The following is a 26,906-nucleotide window of genomic DNA, read 5'->3' as shown; positions in this document are numbered from 1 at the left end:
TTTGATCAATTGGTCAAACCCTACCTCCAACAGGAGGCCCCATGACCGACCCACTCAAACTGACGGCAGACGCACTGCAAGCCCTTGATCTGGAGACGCTCATGGCGCGGGCACGTGACATGCGTGACAGCCACTGGGGCAAAACGGTGACCTACTCGCGCAAGGTTTTTGTGCCCCTGACCAACATGTGCCGCGACACCTGCGGCTACTGCACTTTTGTCAAACACCCCGATGATCCGGCCGCGCAGCTGATGTCTCCTCAGCAAGTTCTGGCCTCCGCAAAACGCGGCGAAGCCAAGGGCTGCAAAGAGCTGCTCTTCAGCCTCGGAGAGAAACCAGAGAAACGCTATGAGAAGGCCCGCGCGGCGCTGGCAGCCTATGGCTATGACACTCTGGTCGACTACCTCAGCGACATGTGCCGGCTGGTGCTGGATGAAACCGGCCTGCTGCCCCATGTCAACGCGGGCTCCCTCACTGAGGACGAGCTGACACAGCTCAAACCGGTCAGTGCCTCCATGGGCATGATGCTGGAAACCACCAGTCGGCGGCTCATGAAAAAAGGCATGGCGCATTACGCCTGCCCTGACAAAACCCCGGTGCAGCGCCTGCGCACATTGGAGCGCGCCGGGCGGCTTGAGATCCCCTTCACCACTGGCCTTCTGATCGGCATCGGCGAAACCTGGGAAGAACGCATAGAGGCGCTGCACGCCATTCGCGAAAGCCATCTGACCTATGGCCATGTGCAGGAAGTGATCGTGCAGAACTTTCAGGCCAAACCCGGCATCGCCATGGAACACCACCCGGAGCCCAGCCTTCAGGACATGCTCAAAACGCTCGCCGCCGCGCGCCTGATCCTGCCCGCCGATGTCAGCCTCCAAGCGCCTCCGAACCTCAGCGCCCGGCATCTGGAATATCTGAGCGCCGGGATCAACGACTGGGGCGGCATCAGCCCGGTGACCATCGACTTTATCAACCCGCAGCACGAGTGGCCCGAGATCCGCACGCTGGCCGAAAACACCGCGCGCACCGGCCACCAGCTGCAGGAACGCCTCACCGTTTACCCCGCCTATCTCAAGCGCAGCGCCCGCTTCATGGCACCGGAATTGGCACAGCGCGCCAAGGCACAGGCCCGCGCAGACGGGCTCGCGCTGCAACAAGAGGAAGAGACATGTTTGACCACAACCGCGTGAACGGCCCCGCCCCCGTTTCGCTGCACGGCACCTCGCCCGCTGTGCGCGCTATCCTAGAGAAATCCCTCGACGGTCAGGAGATCAGCGAACAGGAGGGCGAAACCCTCTTTGCCGCGCAAGGCGCGGACATCGCGGCAATCTCTGCGGTCGCGGACCAGCTGCGCCACCGCGCCAATGGCGATCAGGTCAGCTTTGTTGTGAACCGCAACATCAACTTCACCAACGTCTGCTACATGGGCTGCAAATTCTGCGGCTTTGCCAAACGCCGCGAAGATGCGGGAGCCGAGTGGCTCAATGTGGATCAGGTTGTCGCCCGCGCCGTGGAGGCCTGGAACCGCGGCGCGACCGAGGTCTGCATTCAGGGCGGCCTGCATCCCAAGATGTCCGGACAGGAATACCGCAATCTGCTGCTCGGGCTGAAAGCCGAACTGCCCGACATGCACATCCACGCGTTTTCGCCCTTTGAGGTCTGGTACGGCGCAGCCAAAACCAAACTGTCCTTTGCCGATTTCATTCAGGATCTCAAAGAATGCGGCCTTGGCTCCATGCCCGGCACCGCCGCCGAAATTCTGGACACCGACATCCGCAAACAGCTGACCAAAAACAAGCTCAGCGCCGAGCGCTGGGTCGAGATCATCCGCGCCGCCCATTCCGTCGGGGTGAAAACCACCGCCACCATCATGTACGGCCATATCGACGGCCCCAAACAATGGGCGCAGCACATGCGCATCCTGCGTGACATCCAAAAAGACACCGGCGGTTTCACCGAGCTGGTCCCACTCAGCTTTGTGCATGAGGACTCCCCGCTCTTCACCGCCAATCCGGAGATTGTCCGCCCCGGCCCGACCCATGACGAAACCGAAAAGATGCATGCCGTCAGCCGCATCTTCCTGCACGGCCAGATCGACAACATTCAGGTGAGCTGGACCAAACTCGGTGCCGAGCGCGCGCATTACATGCTGGATCGCGGCGTGAACGATCTGGGCGGCACGCTGATGAACGAAAGCATCAGCCGCTCTGCCGGTGCCAAAAACGGGCAGGAGATCATGGCCGCCGAAATGGTCGAGATCATCCGCGCCGCAGGCCGCATCCCCGTGCGCCGCAACACGGTCTATGACACGCTGGAAACCTACGACGATCACACACCTGACACCCAAGCGCCGCTTGTCGCCCGTGAGGGGCAGGACCCGCTGGCCTTCCTTGAGGAAGACACCACACGGGTGGCCGCAGAATGACCGGCCTGTCTAAAACCCGTGTCACCCTGATCGCTGGCGGCGTTGGCGGTGCCAAAATGGCCGAAGGCTTTGCGCATCTGGAAAACGTTGATCTGCGCGTGATCTGCAACGTCGGCGATGACGACAGCTTCCACGGTCTCTGGGTGTCACCGGATGTGGACACCATGCTCTACACGCTGAGCGATCGCATCAACCGCGCACAGGGCTGGGGTGTGGAAGACGACGCCCTGCGCGCGCTCTCGGTCCTCAAGGATCTGGGCCAAGAAACATGGATGACGCTGGGCGACCGTGACCTCGGCCTGCACATCTTCCGCACCATGCAACTGGTGCAGGGCCGCGCGCGCCAACACATCACAGATCACATCGCCAAAGCCTTTGGCCTTTCCGCGCGGCTGCTTCTCTCCACCGAAGACCAAGTGCCAACCCGCGTCTGTACCGAGAGCGGCTGGCAGAGCTTTCAGGAGTATTTTGTACGTGACCAATGCCGCCCTGCGGTGCGCGATCTGGCCTATGAGGGTCAGGAAACCGCCCGCGCCAATCCGGCGGCACTGGACGCGCTCACCGACACCGACCTGATCGTGATTGCCCCCAGCAATCCCCTGATGTCGATCATGCCCATTCTCGGCATTCCCGGGATCGGGGAGACCTTGGCACAGGCCGCCGCCCTCCGCCTTGCGGTCAGCCCCTTTGTGGGAGGTCGCGCGCTCAAAGGACCGGCGGACAAAATGCTGCAAAGCCTCGGTCACACGCCCTCCACCGCCTATATCGTCGATCTCTACGATGGGCTGATCGACGGGTTGGTGATCGACGGCACCGACGCCGGGGATCAGGTGGCAACCGGCTTGCCCCTCCATGTCGAGCAAACCGTGATGAAAACCCGCGCCGACAAATGCGCATTGGCGCAGCGCCTGCTGCATCTCGCCAACCTGTCACCGCTGACCCCTGCTCCGGATGAGGTCTGCGCATGACGGGCAAGCTGCTGATCGCCATTCCGATGAAGGACCCCAAACAGGCCAAAACCCGCCTCAGCGACGCCCTGCCCCCGCAAGAGCGGCAGAGGTTTGCCCTCTCCCTGTTCCTGCGCACGCTTGATCAGATCGCAGCGGCGCAATGTGAGGCTTCGGTGGTGGTGGTGACCGCCAGCTCTCTCATTGCCGAAGAAGCGCAAGCGCGCGGGGCTGCCGTGCTGAGGGAGGAAACCGCACAAGGCCTCAACAGCGCCTGCGCGCAGGCCAAGCTCTGGGCCGCAGAGCAAGGCTTTGCGCATCTGGCCATCCTGCCCGGCGATCTCGCCCTGCTCTCTGCCACCGACATCGCGCAGCTGTCACGGCTTACCCTGCCGCGCACCGCCGCGGCGCTCTGTGAGTCCAGCGATGGCGGCACCAACTGTCTGATGCTCCATCCCGAGGCCGAATTTGAGTTCTGCTTTGGCCCCGACTCCTTCCGCGCGCACCGCAAAGCCGCCGCCCGCGCGGGTCTCGCCAGCCACATCCTGCGCAGCCGCACCCTGCGCTTTGACGTCGATACCACCCGCGATTTGGCCCAGATCCAACAGCTGCGCCAACGCCCCTCCACAGGACAACAGGCCCTATGAGCGCGCTTTCCATCATCGCCGTCCCCGGCATCCCCGAAATCCACCCCGGCGACGATCTCGCCGCCATTCTTGCCGAGGCTCTAGAGCCGATCGGCGTGGAGCCCAACGACACTCTGATTGTCGCCCAGAAGGTGGTGTCCAAAGCCGAAGGGCTTCTGGTTGATCTCGCCTCCGTCACCCCGGGGGAGGAGGCCAACGCATTGGCGCAGCGCATCTCCAAAGACCCGCGCAAGGTCGAGGTGGTGCTGCGCGAAAGCGCGCGTGTGGTCAAAAGCTGGAAACACTCCGACGCGGACGAAGGCACGCTGATCTGTGAACATGTCAGCGGCCATATCTCCGCCAATGCGGGCGTTGATCAGTCCAACATCGGCGGCGAAGACATGGCGCTCTTGCTACCCCGCGATCCCGACGCCAGCGCCGCCGCCCTGCTCGCGGCCCTCACCGCGCGGTTTCAGACCCGTCTGGGCGTGGTGATCTCTGACACCTTCGGCCGCCCGTGGCGGCTCGGGCAGGTCAATGTGGCCATCGGCATAGCCGGGCTGCCCGCACTCAAATCTGAAGTCGGCAACAAAGACGCTCATGGCCGTGATCTGGCGGTCACGCAACCGGCCTTCGGCGATGAATTGGCCGCCGCCTCGGGCCTCGCAATCTCCAAAGCCTCACAGACACCCCTCGTGGTGATCCGGGGCCTCACATGGGATGGAAACAGCGGACAGGCCAGCGATCTGGTCCGCAAAAAGAAAAAGGATATGTTCAGATGACAATTGCAATTATCGGCGGCACCGGCCCGCAGGGCCAAGGTCTCGCGCTGCGCTTTGCCCGCGCGGGCGTGCCGGTGGTGCTCGGCTCACGGGACGGCACCCGCGCCAGCGAGATCGCCAGCGAGCTTCAGGCCAAACTGGCCGCCGACGCCGCCCTGATCACCGGAGCCGACAACGAAGGCGCCACACAGGCCGCCGAGGAAATGGTGATCCTCGCGGTGCCGTTTGCGGGCCACAACGCCACGCTTGAGGCACTCAAACCCCATCTTGCGGGCAAGATCCTTGTGGACATCGTGGTGCCGCTGGCAGAAGGCGATCCCAAGCTTGTGGACATGCCGCCCGAAGGCTCCGCAACCGAGGCCGCGCAGGCCATTCTCGGGGCCGACATCCCGGTGATCGGCGCGCTGCACAATGTCTCTGCGGTCACCCTGAACACGCTTGAGTGGGACATCAACTGCGACATCCTCGTCTGCGGCAACCAGCTGGCCGCGCGCAAAAAGGTCATGGAACTCTGCGAGAAGCTCGGCGTCACCGCCTATAACGCAGGTCCCGCACAGGCTGCCCGCTGTGTCGAGGCGATCACCCCGATCCTGATCCGCACCAATATTTCCAAAGCCGTGCCGTTTTCCCACGCCGGCATCAAAATCTGGGCCCCGGATCACTGATCCACCCGCCCCCAAACACAACAACACCCAACAAGGAGACCCCCATGGAATTTGGTATTTGTTTTAAAGGCTTCGTTGAGCCTGAGCGCGCCAAGGCACTTGTGCGCCAAGCCGAAAACGCAGGCTTCACCTACTGCTGGTTCTATGACAGCCACATCCTGTGGCGCGAAAGCTATGTGGCCATGGCCATGTGCATGGAGCACACCACCAAGATGAAATTCGGGCCTTGCGTCACCAACCCGAACACCCGCGACTGGTCCAACGCCGCCTCGCTCTTTGGCTCCCTTGCCAAGCAATCCGGCAACCGCTTTGAGCTTGGCCTTGGCCGCGGCGACAGCGCCGTGCGCGTGATGGGCAAAAAACCTGCCCCCCTCGCCCGCCTTGAGGAATTCACCCATGTTGTGAAAGCCCTCGTGCGCGGCGATGAGGCACAATACGGCGACGCGCCGAACCCCATCCAGTTCCCATGGGCCACCGGCTATGAACTCCCCGTTTGGGTCGCCGCCTATGGCCCCAAGGCCCTGTCCTCCGCAGGCCGCGTCGGTGATGGTCTGATCCTGCAGATTGCCGAACCTGCGATCATCAAATGGCTCACCGATCAGGCCATTGCCGCAGGCGAAGCTGAAGGCCGCGACATGTCCAACTTCGGCGTCATGGCCGCCGCGCCTGCCTACACAGGCGACCGCGCCAAAGGCCGCGAGGCCACCAAATGGTTCCCCGCCATGGTCGGCAACCACGTCGCTGACATCGTTGAGAAATACGGCACCGAGCGCGAAGACATCCCCAAAGCCCTGACCGAATACATCAAAGACCGCAAAGGCTATGACTATTCCAAACACGGCCAGAGCGATAACCCCTACCTCGACTTCATCACCGATGACATCGTCGACAGCTTCAGCGTTCTGGGCGAGATCGACGAGCACATCAGCAAGCTCAACGCGCTCAAAGAGGCCGGTGTGACACAGTTCAACATCTATCTGGACAATGGCGAGGAGGAGAAAATCATCTCCGACTACGGCAACCACATCATTCCGGCCTTCCAAGCGCAGGCCGACGAGGCCATCGCAGCGGAATAAATCTGCCCCAGACATAACCGGCTCCGTGACCTATGGGGCCGGTTTACTGCGTTGGAGCGGGGGGACTGCTCGATGAGATGTGAACTAATTTCCAAACGCTTAGCTAGTTCAATAAAAGTAGTTGCTCTAAAGATCTACAGGTGAGTGATTGTCGGTTGTAAAGAGCTGCAATGCTTAGTGAAGGGTATGGCCTGCCCCCAAAAATCTCCCGCGTTGTAGTGTAGGGGTTGCTGGGAAAGAGCTGACGACGCCGGTCAAGCGACGCGAGGAGCATTGTTGGCAATGCGGGATCATGACATCTCGCAGCGCTGCGCATGCCGTCTTGTCGGTGTCGACCCCAAGACCGTCAGGCGCGACCGTCTGCCTGACAATCCGGAGATCCGCAAGGAGATGAAGGGGATCGCTGCCAAGCGACGCAGATTTGATTATCGCCGGATCGGCGTGATAATTGAGCACGAAGGGTGCATTATGAACCAGATGAATTTGTATCGCCTCTACACCGAAGAGAAACTGGGTGTCAGACGCCGACGAGGTAGGTAGCGCGCCCGAGGATCACGAACACCGATGCCAGAGGTCCTATGGCCCGGTGCACGTTGGTCGCTAGACCTTCAGTCAGAGACGTTCGGTGCATCGCGCCGGTTCCGTATTATGGCAGTGAATGCTGATTATTCTCGTGAAAATCTGGGGCTGATCGCAGACACATCGATCTCCAGCGCCCGTTTGGCGCGAGAACTGGATTCGCTGGTTTGCATAAATGGCAAGCACGCCAGCATTGTCAGCGATAATGGAATAGAGTTCACCAGTCGGGCGATCCTGAAATGCGCGAAAGACAACAACGTCGATTGGCACTACATTGATCTAGGCAAGCCGCAGCAGAATACCTTCTTCGAGAGCTTCAACGGCTGTATCCGCGACGAGCCATTGAACGAAGAGATGTTAGAGAGCTTGGAAGATGCCCGCCGAAAGCTGGCGCTCTGGCGATACCACTACAACAACGTCAGACCGCACTCATCGTTCGGCAATCAAACGCCCACAAAAGCGTTTCTGACGCTTGAGCAAATTGAGGGTTCCGTGCCCGACGCGCTTGCCCATACCAAAGTCGCCGAATATTAAAACAGACCCGCAGACTCTCGTTGCGAGTGAGGGCGCATCGGGGCAGGTCGGACCGCCCGCGTCTAAAAAGCTTGAAACCGGCGATGGGGTGGCCGAGCTGCATTCAAAGGGGGCCGCTTGCACTTTGCAATTCCTGTACGACTTGCGTCCAACAACACATGTGTAAGAAAGTCGCGCTTCGCAGCAACTGAATTCACCGCGCCTAAAACTTTTCCCTGTGCAACCAGTAGTCAGCAGCCCCCTGAGACGCATTGCCGAAACAAGAAATAACCACCCCCGCCAAACACGTTTCTGATATAAAAACAGTCAAGCTAACCCATCGCAAACAATGCCAGGATGTGGGCAACGAGACTACTTCTTTCTTATAATCGCCAAGCCATCTCGCCCCTTACGAACGTCGAGATCAAAAAACTCGCTCGTACTCTTAGTAAAGAAGAGTATGTCACTCCAAATAATCGAAAGCGCCTGTGCGACTGACGGCCAAGAGAATGCATCATGAAAAAGCACAATACCCCCTTTATTGAGGTATTCTCTAATCATATGGAAATCCATGAGAGTAAAAGCCGTTGAGTGGTCCCCATCCACAAACGCAAAATCCACTCCCTCTTCTACAGCCTGCAAAACGTCCCTTCCGACCACAGGGATATTCATCATGCGCGCTTTCTCTAAATCAACGCTCGTAACCTTGGCGTCATATCCATGGGATATCCGGCCTGAACTCCAACCTGTTTCGAATGACACAATATCTGAAAGGCCCATATTGGCAAAAAGCTCTTTCGCCACATCAACCGGGTTCCCACTTGAGCGGTGTTGGATTTCAGGATCAATGCAAATCAGCCTTCCAGAGCCATTTTGCCGAAGAGCGTCTGCAATAATAGCGGCAGAATAGCCAATAAAGGTGCCAATTTGCACAACATTCTTTGGTTTTTGCTCTATGATCAGACGATGCAGCGTCACCGCTTCATCATCTTTGATGCTTCCACCAAAAAAATTGCCTCTAGTGATACCAAAGCGCTCAACATTAGAACTATAGAAATCGTTAATGCGTTTTACCGCAGCTTTTGATGCGGCTAACTCCGTCGGAAACATATCAATTGTCCTAGAACGACAGAGGAAATTCCACCAAACATAGTCCACAGGAGTGAACTCTGCTCCACGAAATCCTGCAGGAACGCGCGCCAAAATTTCTCCGACATTGATCTCAGCCAGAGTTTCTTTTGCTGAATCGAGCTCAACTTCAGATGGCGATGCAACATGTGTTCCTGTTATAACGCCAAACGCCCCGCGAACTCGGCCGATAGCTCGCGCTGCTAGAGATTTTTTTGAACTCATGATTGCTCCTATGAAGTGTAGAAATGATCACTGAAATGCAGTGACAATTCGATCCCGTATCAAGCACTTTGCTCTTAGCATTTCAAGCCACTGGAAGGTCGGAATGTTCAGGGCGAGCCAAATATGTGCAAACTTGGGAGATCTTTAAAACTAATGGGGCATACCGAAAATCGAGCTTTTTGAATTTCCCCCATTAAGCGAGGGCTTAACTGGAAAGCTCTGCCCCCTTTCACAACCCCAGCGCCTCGCGCAGCGGCCCCATGCGGGAGCGGCTCACCGGTACCTTGCTGAGCGACTCCACCGTCTCAAAATACAGCGTGCCATTGTCCTTGTTGCGCTCAAAGCTGCTCACATGGCTCGGGTTGATCAGATAGCTGCGGTGCGCCCTTAAGAACCCGCTCGCCTCCAGCCGGTTGGCCGCCTCCGTGATGGACCAGGGGCAAAACAGCTTCTCCGCCCCAAGATAAAGCACCGTATAATGCCCCTCCGCCCGAATGGCCGCGACCTGCGTCGGGTCTGCAAAAAACGTCTGCCCCTCACGCTCAAACGGCACCCCCGCCGTGGCCGCCACAGGCTGTGGCGTCGGCGCAGGCTCTGCGGCGGGCTCTGGCGGTGCGGTCTCGGTGTCTTCTTGCGGGGCAATGAAGGTGATCCCGGTCAGCAGGAAAGCCCCGCAAATCAGAAACACCGCCAGCGTGACCCCCATAGCCAGCACCTGATTGTCAAGCGCGGGTCCGGCGACAGCGGCGGCCTCACTGGGCAGAAACCCTGTGAGCAGGATCGCCACAAAATGCATGGAGAACACAGCAAAGCCAAAACACACCGTGCCCAGCACAATGTTGCGCTGTGTGCGCGCATCATAAGCGACCCAGATCGCCAGAATCGACAGCACCACAGAGGCCACGGTGGAGATCACCACATCCAGCACGCCGTAAACCGGGCGGCACAGCTGCATCCCGGCCATGCCGACATAATGCATCACCACAATGCCAAGGCCAACAATCACACCCGCCCCAAGGATCACCCGCGGCGAGCGCTCTCGGAAATGCAGCAGCAACAACGCCAGCCCCACCATCAGGATCGCCACCAGCGCAGAGATCAAGGTGATCAGCGCGTCATAGAAAAACAGGATCGGCAGTTGCAGCCCGAGCATGGCGACAAAATGCATCGACCAGATGCCCCCGCCGAGCACCACCGCCGCCAACGCCACCACAATCTTGCGCCGCGCATCGGGCAGCGCATTGGCCCCGCGTGTGAGCGACAACCCGGTGAACCCCGCCATCAGCGCCACCGCCAATGACGTCGCCACAAGCCAGGGGTTGTGCGAAAAATCCAACACGCCTGTGACCCTCCCCCGATCGCTGCCGTTTTGGTTGCTGTGGCGACGCTAGCAAAGCCCCCGTTCAAAGGCAATTTTCTCCCGCACTTTTATGGCGTTAGAAGTGCCGCACCGGGCTTTTCTCCTATGTCACAGATTTCCTGCGCGTTTTTGCGCCCTATTGCCCCGGTCCGCCGTTTCCGGCTAGGTCGGAAGCATCACAAAAGGCAGAGCGCAGATGAGCAGCACAATCTACATCCTCAACGGCCCCAACCTGAACCTTCTGGGCAAACGCGAGCCGGAGATTTACGGGCACGACACGCTGGCCGACGTTGAAACCTCCTGCGCCGCGGTCGGGGCCGCGCTTGGCTTGTCGGTGAAGCTGCTGCAATCCAATCACGAAGGCGAGCTGGTCGACTGGATCCACGAGGCCCGTGCGCAAGCGGCCGGGATCATCATCAACCCCGCCGCCTACAGCCACACGTCTGTGGCCATTCTCGATGCGCTCAACACTTTTGAAGGCCCGGTGCTGGAGGTGCATATCTCCAACATCCACAAACGCGAGGCCTTCCGGCATCACTCCTATGTCTCCGCCCGCGCCGAAGGTGTGATCGCAGGCTTTGGCGTGGAAGGCTACGCACTGGCCATGCGCCGCATGGGTACACTGCTCGGTTAATCCTTCTGACCCACAGCAGGGAGGTCTGCGCCTGCCTGCCCCCCGGCAGGCGCATCTGCAACCGCTCAACAGATAGTGAGCCAAGTGGTTTGGGGAACCACAGCGCAGCCTTTCACGCTGCAAAAGCGCCTACCCAGGCAGGCGCCGCCCTCCCCTCATCACTTCTTGCGCATCGCATCCATCAGCGCAGCGCCCAATGCGCCATTGCCGCTGTCTTGCTGCTTGGGCTTGGCACTGTAGTTGCCTCCACCGCCACCGCCGCGCGGCCCTTTCCCACGTGGCCCGCCCGCAGGCCCACCACGCCCCTTGCCGCCAAAGCCTGCGCGTGCGTTGCGGTCTTCTTTGGCCGAAGCCCCGCCATCCTTGCGCATGGACAGGCCGATGCGTTTGCGTGGCACATCCACTTCCGTCACCGTGACTTTCACCACATCCCCGGCTTTCACCACCTCATGGGGGTCTTTCACAAAGCGATCCGCCAGCTGGCTCACATGCACCAGACCATCCTGATGCACGCCCACATCCACAAAGGCCCCAAAGGCCGCCACATTGGTCACCGTGCCTTCCAGCACCATGCCGGACTTGAGGTCTGAGATCTCCTCAACCCCATCGGCAAAAGTCGCGGTCTTAAAGGTCGGGCGCGGGTCACGCCCCGGCTTTTCCAACTCGCTCAGAATGTCGCGCACGGTTGGCAGACCAAACTTCTCGGAGACAAACTCCTCCGCCCGCAGGCGTTTCAGCGCCGCGCCATCGCCCATCAGGCTGCGCACATCCCGCCCACAGGCAGAGACAATTTTACGCGCCACATCATAGGCTTCCGGGTGCACTGCGCTGGCATCAAGCGGCTCATCCCCTTCGGTGATCCGCAAGAACCCCGCGCATTGCTCAAAGGCCACCGGCCCCAAGCGCGCCACTTTCAGAAGCTCTTTGCGCGAGCCAAAGGCGCCGTTTTCGTCCCGATGCGCCACAATCGCTTCTGCCAGACCCGGCCCAAGACCGGACACATGCGCCAAGAGCGGGGCGGAGGCCATGTTCAGGTCCACACCCACCGCGTTCACCGCGTCTTCCACCACCGCTTCCAGCGACTTGCCCAAACGGTGCTGATCCACATCATGCTGGTACTGGCCCACCCCGATGGACTTCGGCTCGATCTTCACGAGCTCCGCCAACGGATCCTGCAAACGCCGCGCAATCGACACCGCGCCACGCAAAGACACATCCAGCCCCGGGAACTCCCGCGCCGCCAGCTCGCTTGCGGAATAAACCGAGGCCCCGGCCTCGCTCACCACCACTTTGGTCGGCGCCTTCACACCTTTGGGCAAATGCTTCAACACCTCGCCCACCAGCTTCTCGCTCTCCCGGCTTGCCGTGCCATTGCCAATCGCAATCAGCTCCACCCCATGTTTGGCAATCAACGCCATCAAGGTCGCCTCAGCGCCGCGCACATCATTCTTCGGCTGGAAGGGATAAATCGTGGCCGTGTCCAACAGCTTGCCGGTGGCATCCACCACCGCCACTTTACAGCCCGTCCGAATGCCAGGGTCCAGACCCAGCGTCGCCTTCGCCCCCGCAGGAGCTGCCAGCAAGAGGTCTTTCAAGTTGCGCGCAAATACCTGAATGGCCTCTTCCTGCGCCCGCGCGCGCAGCTCGCCCATCAGATCCACGGTCATCGTCAAGCTCAGCTTCACCCGCCAGGTCCAGCCCGCCACTTTGCGCAGCCACAGATCACCGGGCGCCTCGCTGCGGGTGTCGAGATAACTCGCCACCATCGCCTCTGCGCGCTCTTTGCCACCCTCCGGATCGGGGCCAATGTCCAGCGAGATCACGCCTTCTTTGGAGGCGCGCATCATCGCCAGCGCACGGTGGCTTGGCACTTTGGACCACGGCTCGGAATGCTCAAAGTAGTCCGAAAACTTCGCGCCCGCCTGTTCCTGACCGGAAATCACCTTGGTCGCCACAATCGCCTCTTTCTGCAAGAAGCTGCGCAGCTCGCCCAAAAGCGTGGCATTCTCTGTCAGCCCTTCGGCCACAATATCGCGCGCGCCATCCAGCGCCGCTTTCACATCGGCCACGTTTTCGGTGACATAACCCGCCGCCAGCGCCTCAGGATCGGCCGTGCGATCCGCCAAAATCGCCTCTGCCAGCGGGGCCAGCCCGTTTTCGCGCGCGATCATCGCCTTGGTGCGACGTTTGGGTTTGTACGGCAGGTAAATATCTTCCAGCGCGGCTTTGGTCTCCGCCCCCACAATGGCTTTGGCCAGCGCATCCGTCATCTTGCCCTGCTCGGTGATCGAGGCCGCCACGGTCTCGCGCCGCGCCTCCAGCTCCCGCAGATAAGCCAGCCGATCCGCCAAGGTCCGCAGCTGGCTGTCATCCAGCCCACCTGTCACCTCTTTGCGGTAGCGCGCCACAAACGGCACCGTCGCGCCCTCATCCAAAAGCTTCACAGCCGCCCCAACCTGATCGGGTTTGGCGGCAATCTCGCCAGCAATGGTGCGGAAAATGCGCGTGCTCGTATCCAAGGGGGCTCTCCTGAAAATCATTGGAGCACCCTTCTTAGCATTGCCTGCCGTGGGGCCAAGAGCGGAACGCCCCGCTCAGAGAAATACCGCCTAAAGAGCGTCACAACCCAGGGACGCGCCTGACCCTGGGTGGGCGCAGCATACCTCTGAAATGCCAGTTTATGGGTCCGCCAGCTCCAAGGAGCAGATTGGCCGCATCGCTGCAAATGCGCCCTCCCATGGGGAGGGGCGGGCGCGGCCCGGCGGGCTACGCCCTTATTTCCGGGCCAAGACGGGCGTTACCCATCAAGCTCCAACGTCTGCAAAAGCGCCTTCATGGTCGCGCGCTCTTCATCCGTCATGGCCGCCTTGCGGCTTTTAAACAGCGTCGCCTGCGACTTCAGCACCAAGGCATCTGACAGGATTTTCAAGTGGTTGGCCCGCAGCGTATCCCCTGTCGAGGTGATATCCGCCACGCCTTCCGCCGTCATATTCTTGATCGTGCCTTCGGTCGCACCTTGGCTGTCCACCAGCTGATAATCCGCCACGCCGTTGTCGCGCAGGAACTCCCGCACCAGGCGGTGGTATTTGGTGGCAATCCGCATCCGGAACCCATGGGCCTCCCGGAACGCCGAGGCCGCCGCATCCAGATCATCGAGCGTGTCCACATCGGCCCAACAGCCCGGCACCGCAATGATCAGATCCGCATGGCCAAAACCCAAAAGCGCCAGCTCCGCAACCTGCTGCTCCCACTGACCAAGCTTTTCGCGCACCAGATCGGTGCCCGTGACGCCAAGGTGAATGCGCCCCGCCGCCAGCTCACGGGGGATTTCTCCTGCGGACAGCAACACCAGCTCCACGCCCTCAACGCCTTCAACGGCCCCTGCATATTCACGATCCGACCCTGTCCGGCTTAGCTGCACACCGCGCGCGCCAAACCAGTCAAAGGTCTTCTCCATCAGCCGCCCTTTGGAGGGCACACCCAGCTTGATGCTCATGCCGCGTCCTCCAGATCGACCAACACACCGGGACGGATCACGCCACCCACGGCGGGAATTTCCCGTCCCTGACCAAGCACTTGGGTCAGCGCATCATAGCGCCCGCCCGTGGCCACCGCAGGCAGATCCGCCCGATCCGGCACATAAAAGCCAAAGACAAACCCGTCGTAATATTCCATCGAGGTCCGGCCATAGCTGGCTTCAAACTCAAGGCTTTCCACATCCACACCACGCGCATCCAGCGCTTCCATACGCTCGCGCAACCGGCGTGCGGCTCCGCTGATCGCGGGCATGTCCACCGCCAGGTCGCGGATATGCTCAAGCGCATTGGGCAGCGTCTCGCGCACATTCAGCAGCGCTTCGATCAGCTCCACCTGCAAAGGCGAGATCGGCGCCGCCGCCGCATCTTCGCGCAACGCCTCAATCCGCGCTGCCACCTCAGATTGCGACCGCAGGCCAATATCGGTGAAACCATGCGCCATCGGATCATCCGCCGCCAAAAGCGCCGCCCGGCTTGCAGGCACCTCGCTGCGCCCGGCAAAACGATCCAGCAGCGCCTTAAACCGCCGTGGCCGCCAGATGTGGCGTGCCAAAGCGCGCTTGCGCCGCTCGGTGGTTTCCAGCCCGGCCACAGCCGCGGCCAGAATGCCGATGTCGCCCGTCGCGGCGCGCAGCTCCACGCCTTTCAGCGCGTCCTGCATCACCGCAAACACCTCGGCGTCACTCGCCGCAGGGTTCTCGCGGTCAAACACCTCATAGCCGACCTGCATATATTCATTGGCCCGCGCAGGATCATCTTCCTGCCGCCGGAACACCTCACCCGCATAGGTATAGCGCGCCGGTTCCGCCCCATGGGCCATATGCATCTGCACCACAGGCACGGTGAAGTCGGGCCGCAGCATCTGCTCCCCGCGCAGCGCATCCGAGGTCACATAGGCACGCCCGCGAATGTCTTCGCCATACAGGTCCAGAAGCGCGTATGCAGGCAGTAGAATCGGCGTTTCCACCGGCACCGCACCCGCCGCTTCAAAGCCAGCAGCCAGCGCTGCCGCCCGCGCGCGGATCTTGGATTTTTGTGCCATCAGCCCGCCTGCTCTTCGCTCTGGGATGCGAGAATTTCGCGCACCTTCGCCACCAGATCGCCGCGTGGCACCTCAAACTGGCTCGGGCGCTCTTTCCACTCTTCCAATGTGGCGCTCTCGGCAATTTTTGCGCCCAAGATCAGGTCTTTGAGCTGCACCACACCGTTGGCTTTCTCATCACCACCTTCGATCACAGCCACAGGGCTGTTGCGCTTATCTGCGTATTTCAGCTGGTTGCCAAAGTTCTTCGGATTGCCAAGGTAGACCTCAGCGCGAATGCCTGCATTGCGCAGCTCCGCCACCATGGCCTGATAATCCGCCATCCGGTCGCGATCCATTACGGTCACCACCACAGGACCCGTGGCCACGCCACCCATACGGCCCTTCTCACGCAGCGCCGCCAGCAGGCGATCCACCCCGATCGACACCCCAACCGCAGGCACTTCCTGCCCGGTGAAGCGCTTCACCAAGCCATCATAACGCCCGCCGCCGGACACAGAGCCAAACTGCCGCTTGCGGCCCTTCTCGTCGAGGATCTCAAAGGTCAGCTCTGCCTCAAACACCGGCCCGGTGTAATAGCCCAAACCGCGCACAATGGAGGGGTCAATCTCGATCCGGTCACTGCCATAGCCACCGGCGGCCAACAGCTCACCAATCTGTTCCAGCTCGGCAATGCCCTCAGCGCCCACCTTGGAGGCGCCAACCGCCCCGCGCAGATTGTCAAAGGTCTTGGCCACATCGTCCGCTTTGGAGGTCAGGAAGGCAATCACCGGCTCGATCTGATCGTCAGACAAGCCCACGCCGTCGATGTAAGCGCCAGAGGCATCCAGACGGCCTTTGCCCAGCAATTCGCGCACGCCGCTCTCGCCCACCTTGTCGAACTTGTCGATGGTGCGCAGCACGTTGTCGCGGGCAACCGGGTCTTCACCAAGCCCCATCACTTCCAGCACACCGTTCATGACCTTGCGGTTGTTCACCCGCACAAGGAAATCCCCGCGCGGAATGCCCACGGTCTCCAGCGTGTCAGACAGCATCGCGCAGATTTCCGCATCCGCCGCCATGCTCGCCGTGCCTACGGTGTCCGCATCACATTGATAAAACTGACGATAACGCCCCGGTCCGGGCTTTTCGTTGCGCCACACTGGCCCCATCGCATAGCGGCGATAAGGGTTGGGCAAATCATTGCGGTGCTGCGCATAAACCCGAGCCAACGGCGCGGTCAGATCATAGCGCAGGGCCATCCAGTCACCCTGATCTTTCTCGTCAAATTCCTGCCAGGCAAACACGCCTTCATTGGGGCGGTCCACATCCGGCAGGAACTTGCCCAGCGCCTCAACAGTTTCCACCGCGCTGCTCTCAAGCGCCTCAAAACCATAGCGATGATAGACCCCGGCGATCTGATGCAGCATCTCGGTGCGCTCGGTCACCTCCACACCAAAATAGTCGCGGAACCCCTTTGGCGTGACTGCCTTGGGGCGGGGGGCTTTCTTCTGCTTGGCCATATCCATGGTCCCTGAGTGAAATTACGTCGCTTGTGCCTTTACAGAATGCCCAGCAGAGGAGCAAGGAAAGGCTTTATGACAGCGCCCGGCTCTTACGGCACCCGACCCCAAATCTGCCCCCGCAATCGAAGGCAGATTCACCGAATCTAAGGACACTTGCACAAAAATGTTCCGACATGCGTATTTGTCAGGCCCTTCGATGACCGACCTCACTTTGCCGACCTTGGCACCGGAAAAAACCAAGACACTGCTTTGGTCCATCGCAATTGCTCTTGGCACTGCGCTGATCTTCTTTGCCGTTCTGCGGGTTGAGGAAAACCACATCAGCAAGCATGAGCGTTTGCAGCTTGTGGAAATGACCGACAGCTTTGTGGCCGTGTTTTCTGATGCGCGCGGCGAGGACTCCCCTATTCCAGCGCATTTCCGGCGCCTTGGCATCGAGCATTTTTCCAGCACCGGACAAGTCGAACGCGACGGGCGCGCCAACACGCAGATGCGCATGCCGGGTCTGCCCGGCCTTGAGCTTGGCACCAGTGAGGATGACCCCCGTCTGTCCGAGGTCATCGCCGGATTTTCAGGCCAATCAAACCACGCGCCGGTGCACGAACAGCATTGGGAGAATGGCCGGCTCATCAGCCGCACCCTGGTGCCGTCGATTGCGGAAAAAGAAACCTGTGTGAGCTGCCACAACACGCTGCTTGGCGAAGAGGTGTTTCACCTGGGCGACGCGATGGGCGCCTATGTTGTGGAGCGCGACATGACCGCCAACGCGCTGGCAGATGCCAAATATGCCGCCGTCTGGTTCTTTGGCTCTCTCGCCGTCTTCTGGCTCATCGGCTTTCGCGAACACGCCCGCAACCTCCATGTGCTGCAGCTGAAATCGCAGGTCAAAATCGAGGAAATGAAAAACGCGGCGGACGCCAAGGAAAAGTTCCTGCTGTCCCATGACCCGCTGACCGGCCTGCCCAACCGCAAGCTCTTCAACGAGCATTTGCGTGACTGTTTTGATCTGCCCGAACGCAACACCCTGACCGCAGCGCTGGTGGATCTGGATGACTTCAAACTGGTGAACGACACCATGGGCCACGCCGCCGGTGATGCCCTGTTGGTTGAGGTCGCCCAGCGCCTGAAGGCGGCGACCCGCGATGTGGACGCCATGGTCGCCCGCTTGGGAGGCGATGAATTTGCGCTGATCTGGAACGCCCGCAACGCCTTCAGCCTTGGTGCTGCGGTGGCTCCGCGTATGCTGGCGCAGATCACCCGGCCGATGGAATTTGAGAATTGGTCCATCACCCCGAAATGCTCCATTGGTCTGGCCTGCGCCGATCAGGGCATGGGGCAGACCCCAAGCGAATTGCTCAAGGCCGCAGATGCCGCGCTTTATTCGGCCAAAGGGCTCGGCAAAAACACCTATCAGGAATACGACAAGGTCATCGACGCCTCTCTGCAGCGGCAGAAAACCATCGCCGCCCGCCTGCCCGACGCGATCCGCAATGGCGACATCCGTGTCGCGCTGCAGCCGCAGGTCAATCTGAGCAACCGGCAATTCCGCGGCTTTGAAGCGCTGGCGCGCTGGCGTCTGGACGGGGAAGACATCTCACCGGACGAGTTCATCACCATCGCAGAAAGCTCCGGCGTGGTGAAAGACCTCGATCTCTATGTGCTCAAAAAGGCCGCCCGCTTTGCCCGAACGCTGAGCGCGGATATGGGCGTGCCGGTGCCCATTTCGGTCAATGTCTCCGCCAAAAGCTTCCGCAGCCTGTCCCTTGCCGAGGACATTCAGGACATTCTCTGGACCACGGGGTTTAATCCCGAGCTCCTGACACTGGAAGTGACCGAAACCGCCGCAATGGAAAAGATGGAAGCAGTTCAGGCCACAATGGGCGCTCTGCGCAAACAGGGCGTGCGCAGCGCGTTGGATGATTTTGGCACCGGCTATTCCTCGCTAGCTTACCTGCTGCGCATGGAGTTTGACGAGATCAAGATTGATCGGGAATTTGTGCGCGACATTCACGCGGGCAATGACAACCACATTCTGGTTCGCCACCTCGCAGATATGCTGTGCCAGCTCGACATTGATCTGGTAGTGGAAGGCATCGAAACCGAAGAGCAGATCGCGCTGCTGCACGGGGTCGGCAACCGCGTGGGTCAGGGCTATCTCTTCTCCCGCCCGCTGGAGCTGGAGAATGTGGAAGGCTATCTGCGCTCTGCGCTCAACCTGCCGGACGGCGCAGCACAGACTGGCACCAAGGGGTAGCTGGCACCAACGGCTATCTAGAACCGAAGCTTAAAGCGCACCGAGGTCGTCGGCGATCTCCTGCGCGATGGCGACGCCATCCACCCCCTCGCGCTCTGCTGACACCCGCAGCCCCAGCAGATCAGACTGATAGCGCCGCGCCAAAGCCTTGGGATTATGCGCCGCGTCAATCTCCCCGGCGGCCTGCGCCTGCGCGAACAGGGCGGCAAAGGTGGCTTCCATTTTCAACAGATGCTGGCTCGCGGTTTCCGCGAGCGGGTGGTTGTGTGCCCGCAGCTCCAGAAGCGTTTTGGACAACATACAGGCCTTTGCCGGTGCCGCCCCGTTGCCGATCGCAATCTGCGGCCAACGCTTGAGCGCCTCAAGCGGCCCGAGATCCTGCGCCAATGCGTTCAGCCCCGCCACCCCGTCAGAGGCATATTGATTTAAGGCCAGCTCAAACAGCGCGTCCTTGGAGCCGAAAGCCGCATAGAAGCTGCCCGGCTTCATCTGAAGCTCTGCCTCCAGATCCTTGAGCGACGTGCCCGCCCAGCCGCGCTGCCAGAACAGATCACGGGCGCGGCCTATCAACTCTTGGCGGTCATAGTTTGGCTTTCGGGGCATCACGGACTCGTTACGGCTAATTCTTGAATGATTGCTCAACAATATACTTGAGTGATCACTCAAGAAAGCCTAAATGAGTCTCATCAACACTGAATCACAGGAATAATCCTCATGAGCTTCCCGTCCCACGACCTCGAAACCGCCCCAGAAGCCTCCAAGCCGCTGCTGGAAAACTCCCAGAAAGCCTTTGGCCGCCTACCCGGTCTGCACAAGGTTCTGGCAGAGAGCCCACAGGCCTATGAAGGCTACCAACTGCTGCACAAACTCTTCACCGAGACCGATTTTGACGCCGATGAGCTGACCGTTGTCTGGCAGTCCATCAACGTCGAGCACGCCTGCCACTACTGTGTGCCAGCCCACACCGGCATCGCCAAAATGATGAAAGTGTCTGACGAGATCACCGAGGCGCTGCGCAACGAAACCCCGCTGCCTTCCGCCAAGCTGGAAGCTCTGCGCACCTTCACCGTGCAGATGGTGCGTGAACGCGGCAACGTGTCTGAAGCGCAGATGAAAGCCTTCTTTGACGCAGGCTACGGCCACCGCGCGGTGCTGGACGTGATCCTGGGTCTGGCTCAGAAAACCATGTCCAACTACGTCAACCACGTGGCACAGACCCCGGTCGACGAAGTGTTCCACCCGCTGAAATGGGAACGCGGCAACACCCCTCTGGAGGTGTAATCCCGCCGGGCCCTTCCGGGTCAACAGAGCAAAAAAAGGGGCTGCGCTTGACGGCGCGGCCCCTTCACGCCTATGGCAGGCGCATGGAACACACCGTGCAAAAGCTTGAAGAACAGATTGCCCACCTGACCCGCACCATCGAGGATCTCAGCGATGTTGTGGCCCGTCAGGACAGCGAGATTGCCCTGCTCACCCGCCGTGTGCACATGCTGATGGAACGCGAAGCCAGCCGCGAAGCCGAAGGCGGCGGCGGTGTGGTGATCGGCGATGAGCGCCCGCCACACTATTGACCGGCCGGTCGCTCAGCTGACGCTGAGCCTGCTTGTGGGCGCTGCCCTCGTCACATCAATGATGTGACTTCACCCGGGATATTTTTGGAATGAGAAAGCTGGCGGGTGTTTCCTCCCCCGCGGGGCTGAGATAGCCTGTGGCAATGACCACAGCTCCCCGATTCATTCACCTGCGCACCCACACGGAATACTCTCTGCTGGAGGGCGCCGTGCGCGTGAAAAAACTGCCCGCGCTTTGTGAAAAGATGGGCATGCCCGCCGTCGCCATCACCGACACCAACAGCCTGTTTGCCGCGCTGGAATTCTCGGTCAGCGCGCAGAACGCAGGCATTCAGCCCATCGTCGGCTGTCAGGTCGATCTGCACATGCCGCACAACGACCCGACCGGTCGCACGGCCCCGCCGCCCCCGGCCCCCATCGTGCTGCTGAGCCAGCGCGAGGAAGGCTATGAAAACCTCATGAAGCTGTCCTCCTGCCTTTATGTGGACAAAGGCGGGCAGCTGCCGCAGGTCACCATGGAGGAGCTGGCGGAGCGCTCTGCTGGGTTGATCTGTCTCACCGGCGGGCCGGACGGCCCGATGGGGCGCATGATGCGCACCGGCCAGCATGATGCCGCCCGCGCCATGATGACCCGTTTCAAAGAGATTTTTGACGACCGGCTTTATGTGGAGCTGCAGCGTCACCCCGGCGAGCACGGCAAGCCTGAGGCCGAGCAGCTGACCGAGCGCGGCTTTATCGAGATGGCCTACGCCATGGACATCCCGCTGGTTGCCACCAATGACGTCTACTTTCCCACCACCGATATGTATGAGGCGCATGATGCGCTGATTTGTATCTCCGAAGGGGCTTATGTGGACCAGCAGGAAGGCCGTCGCCGCCTGACCCCGCAGCATTATTTCAAGTCTCAGGAAGAGATGATCACGCTTTTTGCCGATCTCCCTGAAGCAATTGAAAACACGGTGGAAATCGCCAAGCGCTGCGCCTTTGCCACCTATCTGCGTGACCCGATCCTGCCCAAATTTGCCGACGACGAGGTCGCCGAGCTGCGCCGCATCGCCAATGAAGGCCTGCAAGCGCGTCTGGCGGTGATCCCCCACGCCGTGAGTGTGGAGGAATATCAGGAGCGGCTCGATTTTGAGCTGGGCATCATCGAAGGCATGGGTTTCCCCGGCTACTTTCTGATCGTTGCCGACTTTATCCAATGGGGCAAAGACCACGGCATCCCCGTGGGCCCGGGCCGGGGCTCGGGTGCGGGCAGCCTTGTGGCCTATGCGCTCACCATCACCGACCTTGACCCGCTGCGCTATTCGCTGCTTTTTGAACGCTTCCTCAACCCGGAACGGGTCTCGATGCCCGACTTTGACATCGACTTCTGCATGGACCGCCGCGAGGAGGTCATCAAATACGTGCAGCAGAAATACGGCCGCGACAAAGTGGGGCAGATCATCACCTTTGGTGCGCTTCTGTCCAAAGCCGCCGTGCGCGACATCGGCCGCGTGCTGCAGATGCCTTATGGGCAAGTGGATCGCCTCTCCAAGCTGATCCCGGTGGAGGGCGTGAAGCCCATGTCCATCGCCGACAGCCTCAAAGAAGAGCCGCGCCTGCGGGAAGAGGCAGAAAACGAAGAGGTGGTGAACCGCCTCCTGACCTACGGCCAACAGGTTGAAGGGCTTCTGCGCAACGCCTCCACCCACGCCGCCGGTGTAGTGATCGGCGACCGTCCGCTCGATGCGCTGGTGCCGCTTTACCAAGATCCGCGTTCTGACATGCCCGCCACCCAGTTCAATATGAAATGGGTCGAACAGGCGGGTCTGGTGAAGTTCGACTTCTTGGGCCTGAAAACACTCACCGTGATCCAGAACGCGATTGAGCAAATCCACAGCTCGGGCCGCCCCCTGCATGTGGCCGCCGATGGCACCCAGCTTTATGAGCCTGCCGAGGGGGCCGAGAACCAGATCAACGCCATCCCGCTGGATGACGGGCCGACCTACAAGCTTTACTCCGCCGCCAAAACCGTCGCCGTGTTTCAGGTGGAATCCACCGGCATGATGGATGCGCTCAAGCGCATGAAACCCACCTGTATTGAGGACATCGTTGCGCTTGTGGCGCTCTACCGTCCGGGTCCGATGGAGAACATCCCGGTCTATTGCGAGGTCAAAAACGGGCAGCGCGAGATCGAATCCGTCCACCCGCTGATCGACCACATCCTTGAGGAAACTCAGGGCATCATCGTTTATCAGGAACAGGTGATGCAGATCGCGCAGGTCATGGCGGGCTACTCCCTTGGCGGCGCCGACCTGTTGCGCCGCGCCATGGGTAAAAAGATCAAGGAGGCGATGGACGCCGAGCGCCCGAAATTCGAAAAAGGCGCGGCCGAAAACGGCGTTCCGGCCAAGAAAGCCTCCGAGGTTTTCGACCTTCTGGAAAAATTCGCCAACTACGGCTTTAACAAATCCCACGCGGCCGCCTATGCGGTGGTGAGCTATCAGACCGCTTGGCTCAAAGCCAACCATCCGGTTGAATTCATGGCCGGGGTGATGAACTGCGATATCCACCTCACTGATAAGCTCGCGGTCTATTTTGAAGAGGTCAAAAAAGCCCTCAAACTGCCCTATGTACCGCCCTGCGTGAACCGCTCTGATGCCACCTTCAAAGTGGTCGACGGCGCGCTGGTCTACGCTCTTGGGGCGCTGAAAAACGTCGGTGTGGAGGCGATGAAGCTCGTCACCGAAGGCCGCAAGGTCGACGGACAGGACAAGCCTTTTGCCACGCTGTTTGATTTTGCCCGCCGGGTGGATCTGAAGAAAGTGGGCAAACGCCCGCTGGAAATGCTCGCCCGCTCCGGCGCTTTTGATCAGCTCGATGGCAACCGCCGCCGCGTGCTGGAAAGCCTCGATGGGCTGGTGAACTACTCCGCCGCCATCCATGAGCAAAAGACCTCCAATCAGGTCTCGCTCTTTGGGGAGGCCGGGGATGACCTGCCAGAGCCACGCCTCTCCCCCGCCGGGGACTGGCTACAGGCCGAGCGTCTGGATGAGGAAGCTAAGGCGATTGGCTTCTTCCTCTCCGGCCACCCGCTCGAAGACTACATGGCCGCGCTCAAGCGCAAGCAGGTGCTCACGCTGGACGAGCTCACCGACAAGGCGCGCGGCGGGGCCTGTATCGCCAAACTCGCCGGTCGTGTTTCCGGCCGCCAGGAACGCAAATCCGCGCGCGGCAACCGCTTTGCCTTTGCCCAGCTTTCTGATCCGACCGGGGCCTATGAGGTCACGATCTTCTCGGACACGCTGGAAAAATGCCGCGAGTATCTGGAGACCGGCTCCAAGGTGGTTGTGACCGTGAAGGCGGAAATGGAAAGTGACCAGCTCAAACTGCTGGCTCAATCCATGACGCCGGTGGACACCATTGTTGCGGATGCCGGAAATGCGGGCCTCAAGATTTTCCTCGATGATGCCAGCGCGGTGGGGCCAGTGGCCAACATCCTGCAGGGCGCAAAAGAGAGCATGCCCAAGGCCCCCAAAGGCCCGATCATGTTCTGCCTCACCAATATGGAGCTGCCCGGCGAGGTCGAGATCGACGCGGGCGCAGGTTTCCCGGTCAATCCCCAGATCAAAAGCGCGCTGAAATCCGTCGAAGGCGTGATGGCGGTGCAGGAGGTCTAACCTCCTGCGCTGAGCCTTTTGAGGACTCCGCCCTCGCCCGATTACAGATGGGGCTTCACCCGAGATATTTTTGGCAAGAGGAAGGCGCAACGCGCGCCGCCTTAAGGTTTTGCGGCCGCCTGAATTTGGCACCTACGCAATACAGCCGCGATACAGACGCAATACCGACGTCGCGGTTTATGGTTAATATAGCCAAATCGCAGCGCAACACTTTGGCCATAACGCTGCGGCGATGACGCCGCGTTCAGGGGTGACAGCGCCCCCACTTTACGTTTTGGTCAACCGGAAATGAGGAGGCACCGATGGAGGCACCTGTGACTCAATATCCCCATATGCTGGCCCCGCTTGATCTGGGCTTTACCACTCTGAAAAACCGCGTCCTGATGGGCTCGATGCACACCGGTCTGGAAGAAACCAAAGACTGGAATCGGGTGGCGGAATTTTATGCTGAACGCGCCCGCGGCGGCGTTGGCCTGATCGTCACAGGCGGCATGGCCCCTTCCAAAGAGGGCGGCGTTTTCCCAGGTGCTGCTGGGCTGTTTTCCGATCAGGACATCGCCAACCACAAGGTGGTGACAGATCGCGTCCATGAGGCCGGAGGCAAGATCGCCATGCAGATCCTGCACGCCGGTCGCTATGCCTATGGGCCGGAATGTGTGTCGGCCTCCCCGATCAAATCCCCGATCTCTCCCTTCCCGCCAAAGGAGCTGGATGAAGAGGGAATTGAAAAGCAAATTCAAGACTTTATCACCGCCACTGTCCGGGCGCGTGAGGCCGGATACGACGGTGTGGAGATCATGGGCAGCGAGGGCTATTTCCTCAATCAGTTCATTGTCACCCATGTGAACAAACGCACGGACCGCTGGGGCGGGTCTTATGAAAACCGCATCCGCCTGCCCATCGAAGTGGTGCGCCGCTGCCGTGAGGCTGTGGGTGAAGACTTCATCATCATCTACCGTCTGTCGATGATTGATCTGGTGCCCAATGGCTCCACCCACGAAGAAGTGGTGCAGCTGGCGCAAGAGATTGAAAAAGCAGGCGCGACCATCATCAACACCGGCATCGGCTGGCACGAAGCGCGCATCCCGACCATCGCCACCTCCGTGCCCCGCCGCGCCTTTGCATGGGTTACCAAAAAGCTGATGGGCAAAGTCGGCATCCCCGTGATCACCTCCAACCGCATCAACACGCCGGAAGTGGCCGAAGAGGTGCTGGCCGAGGGCTGCGCCGACATGATTTCCATGGCCCGCCCCTTCTTGGCAGACAGCGATTTTGTCAACAAAGCCGCCGAAGGCAAAGCCGCCCACATCGCCCCCTGCATCGGCTGCAACCAGGCGTGTCTGGATCACACATTTGGCGGGAAGCTCACATCTTGTCTTGTGAATCCAAGGGCTTGCCATGAAACGGAATTGCCGATCCTTGCTGCGGAAGCGGTGAAGTCCATCGCCGTTGTTGGCGCTGGACCAGCCGGTCTGTCCGCTGCAATGACCGCTGCACAGCGCGGCCACAAGGTCACGCTGATCGACCGCGCCGACAAATTGGGCGGCCAGCTCAACGTGGCCAAACAGATCCCCGGCAAAGAGGAATTCTGGGGGCTGGTGGACTGGTATGAAGCCATGATCGCCGATCTCGACATCGAGATCCGGCTGAACACCGAGGCCACCGCCAACACATTGGCTGGCTTTGACGAGGTCATCATCGCCACCGGCATCGTGCCACGCGATCCGGGCATTCCGGGCCAAGACCGCCCCGAGGTGATGAGCTATCTCGATGTGCTGCGCGACAAGAAGCCTGTCGGCAAAAAGGTCGCCGTCATCGGCGCAGGCGGCATCGGTTTTGACGTCTCCGAATTCCTTGTCCATGAAGGGGAAAGCCTCACCGAGAACCTGCCGGAATGGATGGTGGAATGGGGTGTCTCTGATCCCGAAGAACACCGCGGCGGCCTCGCTCCCGAGGGCGCACAGCCCCACGCCCCGGCCCGTCAGGTCACCCTGATGCAGCGTAAGGCCAAAGCGCTTGGCAAAGGTCTTGGAAAAACAACCGGTTGGATCCATCGCGCGGCGCTCAAAATGAAGAACGTCGAGATGCTCGGTGGCGTCAATTACGAGCGGATCGACGATGACGGTCTGCATATTTCTTTTGGCGAAGCGCGTGAAAATCCTCGGGTGATCGCAGTCGACAATGTGGTGATCTGCGCCGGTCAGCTGTCTGACCGCAGCCTGGCCGATGCGCTGGAGGCCGAAGGCGTCACTTGCCACGTGATTGGCGGCGCGGATGTGGCTGCCGAGCTTGATGCAAAGCGCGCGATCAACCAAGGCACACGTCTGGCCGCAAGCTTGTAAGGCCCTGATAACAAAACCAAAGGGGAGCGCTGGC

General features: G+C 60.4%; 20 protein-coding genes and 1 pseudogene. 14 read left to right on the top strand and 7 right to left on the bottom strand.

All coding sequences use genetic code 11. The features are described 5' to 3' along the window. Positions 1-41 precede the first annotated feature (41 nt). From cofG to J7399_RS10730, 8 genes and pseudogenes are all read left to right on the top strand, one after another. Positions 42-1,190 carry a 7,8-didemethyl-8-hydroxy-5-deazariboflavin synthase CofG gene (cofG, locus tag J7399_RS10765; protein WP_209085967.1) on the top strand — a complete coding sequence of 383 codons (1,149 nt, stop codon included), beginning with the start codon at positions 42-44 and terminating at the stop codon, positions 1,188-1,190. Next, positions 1,169-2,425, top strand: a complete 1,257-nt coding sequence (cofH, locus tag J7399_RS10760; RefSeq protein ID WP_209085965.1) for a 5-amino-6-(D-ribitylamino)uracil--L-tyrosine 4-hydroxyphenyl transferase CofH — start codon at positions 1,169-1,171, stop codon at positions 2,423-2,425. The genes cofG and cofH overlap by 22 nt, the downstream gene beginning before the upstream one ends. Next, positions 2,422-3,393: a 2-phospho-L-lactate transferase gene (gene cofD, locus J7399_RS10755; protein WP_209085963.1), complete on the top strand. Its 972-nt coding sequence runs from the start codon at positions 2,422-2,424 to the stop codon at positions 3,391-3,393. The genes cofH and cofD overlap by 4 nt, the downstream gene beginning before the upstream one ends. Continuing rightward, entirely contained in the window at positions 3,390-4,019 is a 630-nt protein-coding gene (gene cofC, locus J7399_RS10750) for a 2-phospho-L-lactate guanylyltransferase (protein WP_209085962.1), read from the top strand. Before cofD ends, cofC begins: the two co-directional genes overlap by 4 nt. After that, on the top strand, positions 4,016-4,780 hold the full coding sequence (gene cofE, locus J7399_RS10745; protein ID WP_209085961.1) for a coenzyme F420-0:L-glutamate ligase: 765 nt from the start codon (positions 4,016-4,018) through the stop codon (positions 4,778-4,780). The genes cofC and cofE overlap by 4 nt, the downstream gene beginning before the upstream one ends. Next, on the top strand, positions 4,777-5,445 hold the full coding sequence (gene npdG / locus J7399_RS10740) for an NADPH-dependent F420 reductase (RefSeq protein ID WP_209085959.1): 669 nt from the start codon (positions 4,777-4,779) through the stop codon (positions 5,443-5,445). Before cofE ends, npdG begins: the two co-directional genes overlap by 4 nt. A gap of 44 nt (positions 5,446-5,489) precedes the next feature. Beyond that, positions 5,490-6,521, top strand: a complete 1,032-nt coding sequence (locus J7399_RS10735; RefSeq protein WP_209085957.1) for a TIGR03842 family LLM class F420-dependent oxidoreductase — start codon at positions 5,490-5,492, stop codon at positions 6,519-6,521. A 226-nt stretch (positions 6,522-6,747) separates the two neighbouring features. Further along, positions 6,748-7,610, top strand: a pseudogene (locus J7399_RS10730) (IS3 family transposase); the annotation flags it as partial. Between the two features lie 375 nt (positions 7,611-7,985). Here the strand turns inward: J7399_RS10730 and J7399_RS10725 are convergent. Further along, complete coding sequence (locus J7399_RS10725) at positions 7,986-8,966, bottom strand: class I SAM-dependent methyltransferase (protein ID WP_209059994.1); 981 nt, start codon at positions 8,964-8,966, stop codon at positions 7,986-7,988. Positions 8,967-9,195: 229 nt separating this feature from the next. Continuing rightward, the gene (locus tag J7399_RS10720) at positions 9,196-10,305 is read right to left on the bottom strand and encodes an MHYT domain-containing protein (RefSeq protein WP_209085955.1); all 1,110 of its coding nucleotides are present in this window, start codon (positions 10,303-10,305) and stop codon (positions 9,196-9,198) included. A gap of 217 nt (positions 10,306-10,522) precedes the next feature. On the opposite strand from J7399_RS10720, the gene aroQ reads away from it, so the two are divergent. Next, complete coding sequence (gene aroQ / locus J7399_RS10715) at positions 10,523-10,960, top strand: type II 3-dehydroquinate dehydratase (RefSeq protein WP_209085953.1); 438 nt, start codon at positions 10,523-10,525, stop codon at positions 10,958-10,960. 158 nt (positions 10,961-11,118) lie between these two features. Here the strand turns inward: aroQ and J7399_RS10710 are convergent, their stop codons facing one another. The 4 genes from J7399_RS10710 to hisS all read right to left on the bottom strand — a co-directional run bounded on the left by J7399_RS10710 (position 11,119) and on the right by hisS (position 17,040). Continuing rightward, the gene (locus J7399_RS10710; protein WP_280637779.1) at positions 11,119-13,479 is read right to left on the bottom strand and encodes a Tex family protein; all 2,361 of its coding nucleotides are present in this window, start codon (positions 13,477-13,479) and stop codon (positions 11,119-11,121) included. 278 nt (positions 13,480-13,757) lie between these two features. Then, entirely contained in the window at positions 13,758-14,456 is a 699-nt protein-coding gene (hisG, locus tag J7399_RS10705) for an ATP phosphoribosyltransferase (protein WP_209085948.1), read from the bottom strand. After that, positions 14,453-15,538: an ATP phosphoribosyltransferase regulatory subunit gene (locus J7399_RS10700; protein ID WP_209085945.1), complete on the bottom strand. Its 1,086-nt coding sequence runs from the start codon at positions 15,536-15,538 to the stop codon at positions 14,453-14,455. Before J7399_RS10700 ends, hisG begins: the two co-directional genes overlap by 4 nt. Then, entirely contained in the window at positions 15,538-17,040 is a 1,503-nt protein-coding gene (hisS, locus tag J7399_RS10695) for a histidine--tRNA ligase (RefSeq protein WP_209085943.1), read from the bottom strand. The genes J7399_RS10700 and hisS overlap by 1 nt, the downstream gene beginning before the upstream one ends. A gap of 199 nt (positions 17,041-17,239) precedes the next feature. Between hisS and J7399_RS10690 the strand changes: the two genes are divergently transcribed. Continuing rightward, on the top strand, positions 17,240-19,297 hold the full coding sequence (locus tag J7399_RS10690) for a bifunctional diguanylate cyclase/phosphodiesterase (RefSeq protein ID WP_209085941.1): 2,058 nt from the start codon (positions 17,240-17,242) through the stop codon (positions 19,295-19,297). Positions 19,298-19,327: 30 nt separating this feature from the next. Here J7399_RS10690 and J7399_RS10685 read toward each other — a convergent pair whose 3' ends face one another. Next, complete coding sequence (locus tag J7399_RS10685) at positions 19,328-19,900, bottom strand: TetR/AcrR family transcriptional regulator (RefSeq protein ID WP_209085940.1); 573 nt, start codon at positions 19,898-19,900, stop codon at positions 19,328-19,330. A 111-nt stretch (positions 19,901-20,011) separates the two neighbouring features. On the opposite strand from J7399_RS10685, the gene J7399_RS10680 reads away from it, so the two are divergent. The 4 genes from J7399_RS10680 (at position 20,012) to J7399_RS10665 (ending at position 26,872) form a co-directional block, all read left to right on the top strand. After that, positions 20,012-20,578, top strand: a complete 567-nt coding sequence (locus J7399_RS10680; RefSeq protein ID WP_209059951.1) for a carboxymuconolactone decarboxylase family protein — start codon at positions 20,012-20,014, stop codon at positions 20,576-20,578. A gap of 95 nt (positions 20,579-20,673) precedes the next feature. Beyond that, positions 20,674-20,868: a SlyX family protein gene (locus tag J7399_RS10675; protein WP_209077555.1), complete on the top strand. Its 195-nt coding sequence runs from the start codon at positions 20,674-20,676 to the stop codon at positions 20,866-20,868. A 143-nt stretch (positions 20,869-21,011) separates the two neighbouring features. After that, on the top strand, positions 21,012-24,530 hold the full coding sequence (dnaE, locus tag J7399_RS10670; protein ID WP_209085939.1) for a DNA polymerase III subunit alpha: 3,519 nt from the start codon (positions 21,012-21,014) through the stop codon (positions 24,528-24,530). Positions 24,531-24,844: 314 nt separating this feature from the next. Beyond that, the gene (locus tag J7399_RS10665; protein ID WP_348539457.1) at positions 24,845-26,872 is read left to right on the top strand and encodes an NADPH-dependent 2,4-dienoyl-CoA reductase; all 2,028 of its coding nucleotides are present in this window, start codon (positions 24,845-24,847) and stop codon (positions 26,870-26,872) included. Positions 26,873-26,906 lie beyond the last annotated feature (34 nt).

Source organism: Shimia sp. R9_1 (assembly GCF_017743775.1).
In the GTDB taxonomy this organism is placed as follows: domain Bacteria; phylum Pseudomonadota; class Alphaproteobacteria; order Rhodobacterales; family Rhodobacteraceae; genus Shimia.
Note: the sequence above shows the minus strand (reverse complement) of the source record. Positions and strands in the feature narration are given on the sequence as shown.

Bases quoted from the DNA above. Each gene is read 5' to 3' on its own strand.
- cofG (WP_209085967.1), top strand. From the start codon at position 42: ATGACCGACCCACTCAAACTGACGGCAGACGCACTGCAAGCCCTTGAT.
- cofH (WP_209085965.1), top strand. From the start codon at position 1,169: ATGTTTGACCACAACCGCGTGAACGGCCCCGCCCCCGTTTCGCTGCAC.
- cofD (WP_209085963.1), top strand. From the start codon at position 2,422: ATGACCGGCCTGTCTAAAACCCGTGTCACCCTGATCGCTGGCGGCGTT.
- cofC (WP_209085962.1), top strand. From the start codon at position 3,390: ATGACGGGCAAGCTGCTGATCGCCATTCCGATGAAGGACCCCAAACAG.
- cofE (WP_209085961.1), top strand. From the start codon at position 4,016: ATGAGCGCGCTTTCCATCATCGCCGTCCCCGGCATCCCCGAAATCCAC.
- npdG (WP_209085959.1), top strand. From the start codon at position 4,777: ATGACAATTGCAATTATCGGCGGCACCGGCCCGCAGGGCCAAGGTCTC.
- J7399_RS10735 (WP_209085957.1), top strand. From the start codon at position 5,490: ATGGAATTTGGTATTTGTTTTAAAGGCTTCGTTGAGCCTGAGCGCGCC.
- J7399_RS10725 (WP_209059994.1), bottom strand. From the start codon at position 8,966: ATGAGTTCAAAAAAATCTCTAGCAGCGCGAGCTATCGGCCGAGTTCGC.
- aroQ (WP_209085953.1), top strand. From the start codon at position 10,523: ATGAGCAGCACAATCTACATCCTCAACGGCCCCAACCTGAACCTTCTG.
- hisG (WP_209085948.1), bottom strand. From the start codon at position 14,456: ATGAGCATCAAGCTGGGTGTGCCCTCCAAAGGGCGGCTGATGGAGAAG.
- J7399_RS10700 (WP_209085945.1), bottom strand. From the start codon at position 15,538: ATGGCACAAAAATCCAAGATCCGCGCGCGGGCGGCAGCGCTGGCTGCT.
- hisS (WP_209085943.1), bottom strand. From the start codon at position 17,040: ATGGCCAAGCAGAAGAAAGCCCCCCGCCCCAAGGCAGTCACGCCAAAG.
- J7399_RS10690 (WP_209085941.1), top strand. From the start codon at position 17,240: ATGACCGACCTCACTTTGCCGACCTTGGCACCGGAAAAAACCAAGACA.
- J7399_RS10685 (WP_209085940.1), bottom strand. From the start codon at position 19,900: ATGCCCCGAAAGCCAAACTATGACCGCCAAGAGTTGATAGGCCGCGCC.
- J7399_RS10680 (WP_209059951.1), top strand. From the start codon at position 20,012: ATGAGCTTCCCGTCCCACGACCTCGAAACCGCCCCAGAAGCCTCCAAG.
- dnaE (WP_209085939.1), top strand. From the start codon at position 21,012: ATGACCACAGCTCCCCGATTCATTCACCTGCGCACCCACACGGAATAC.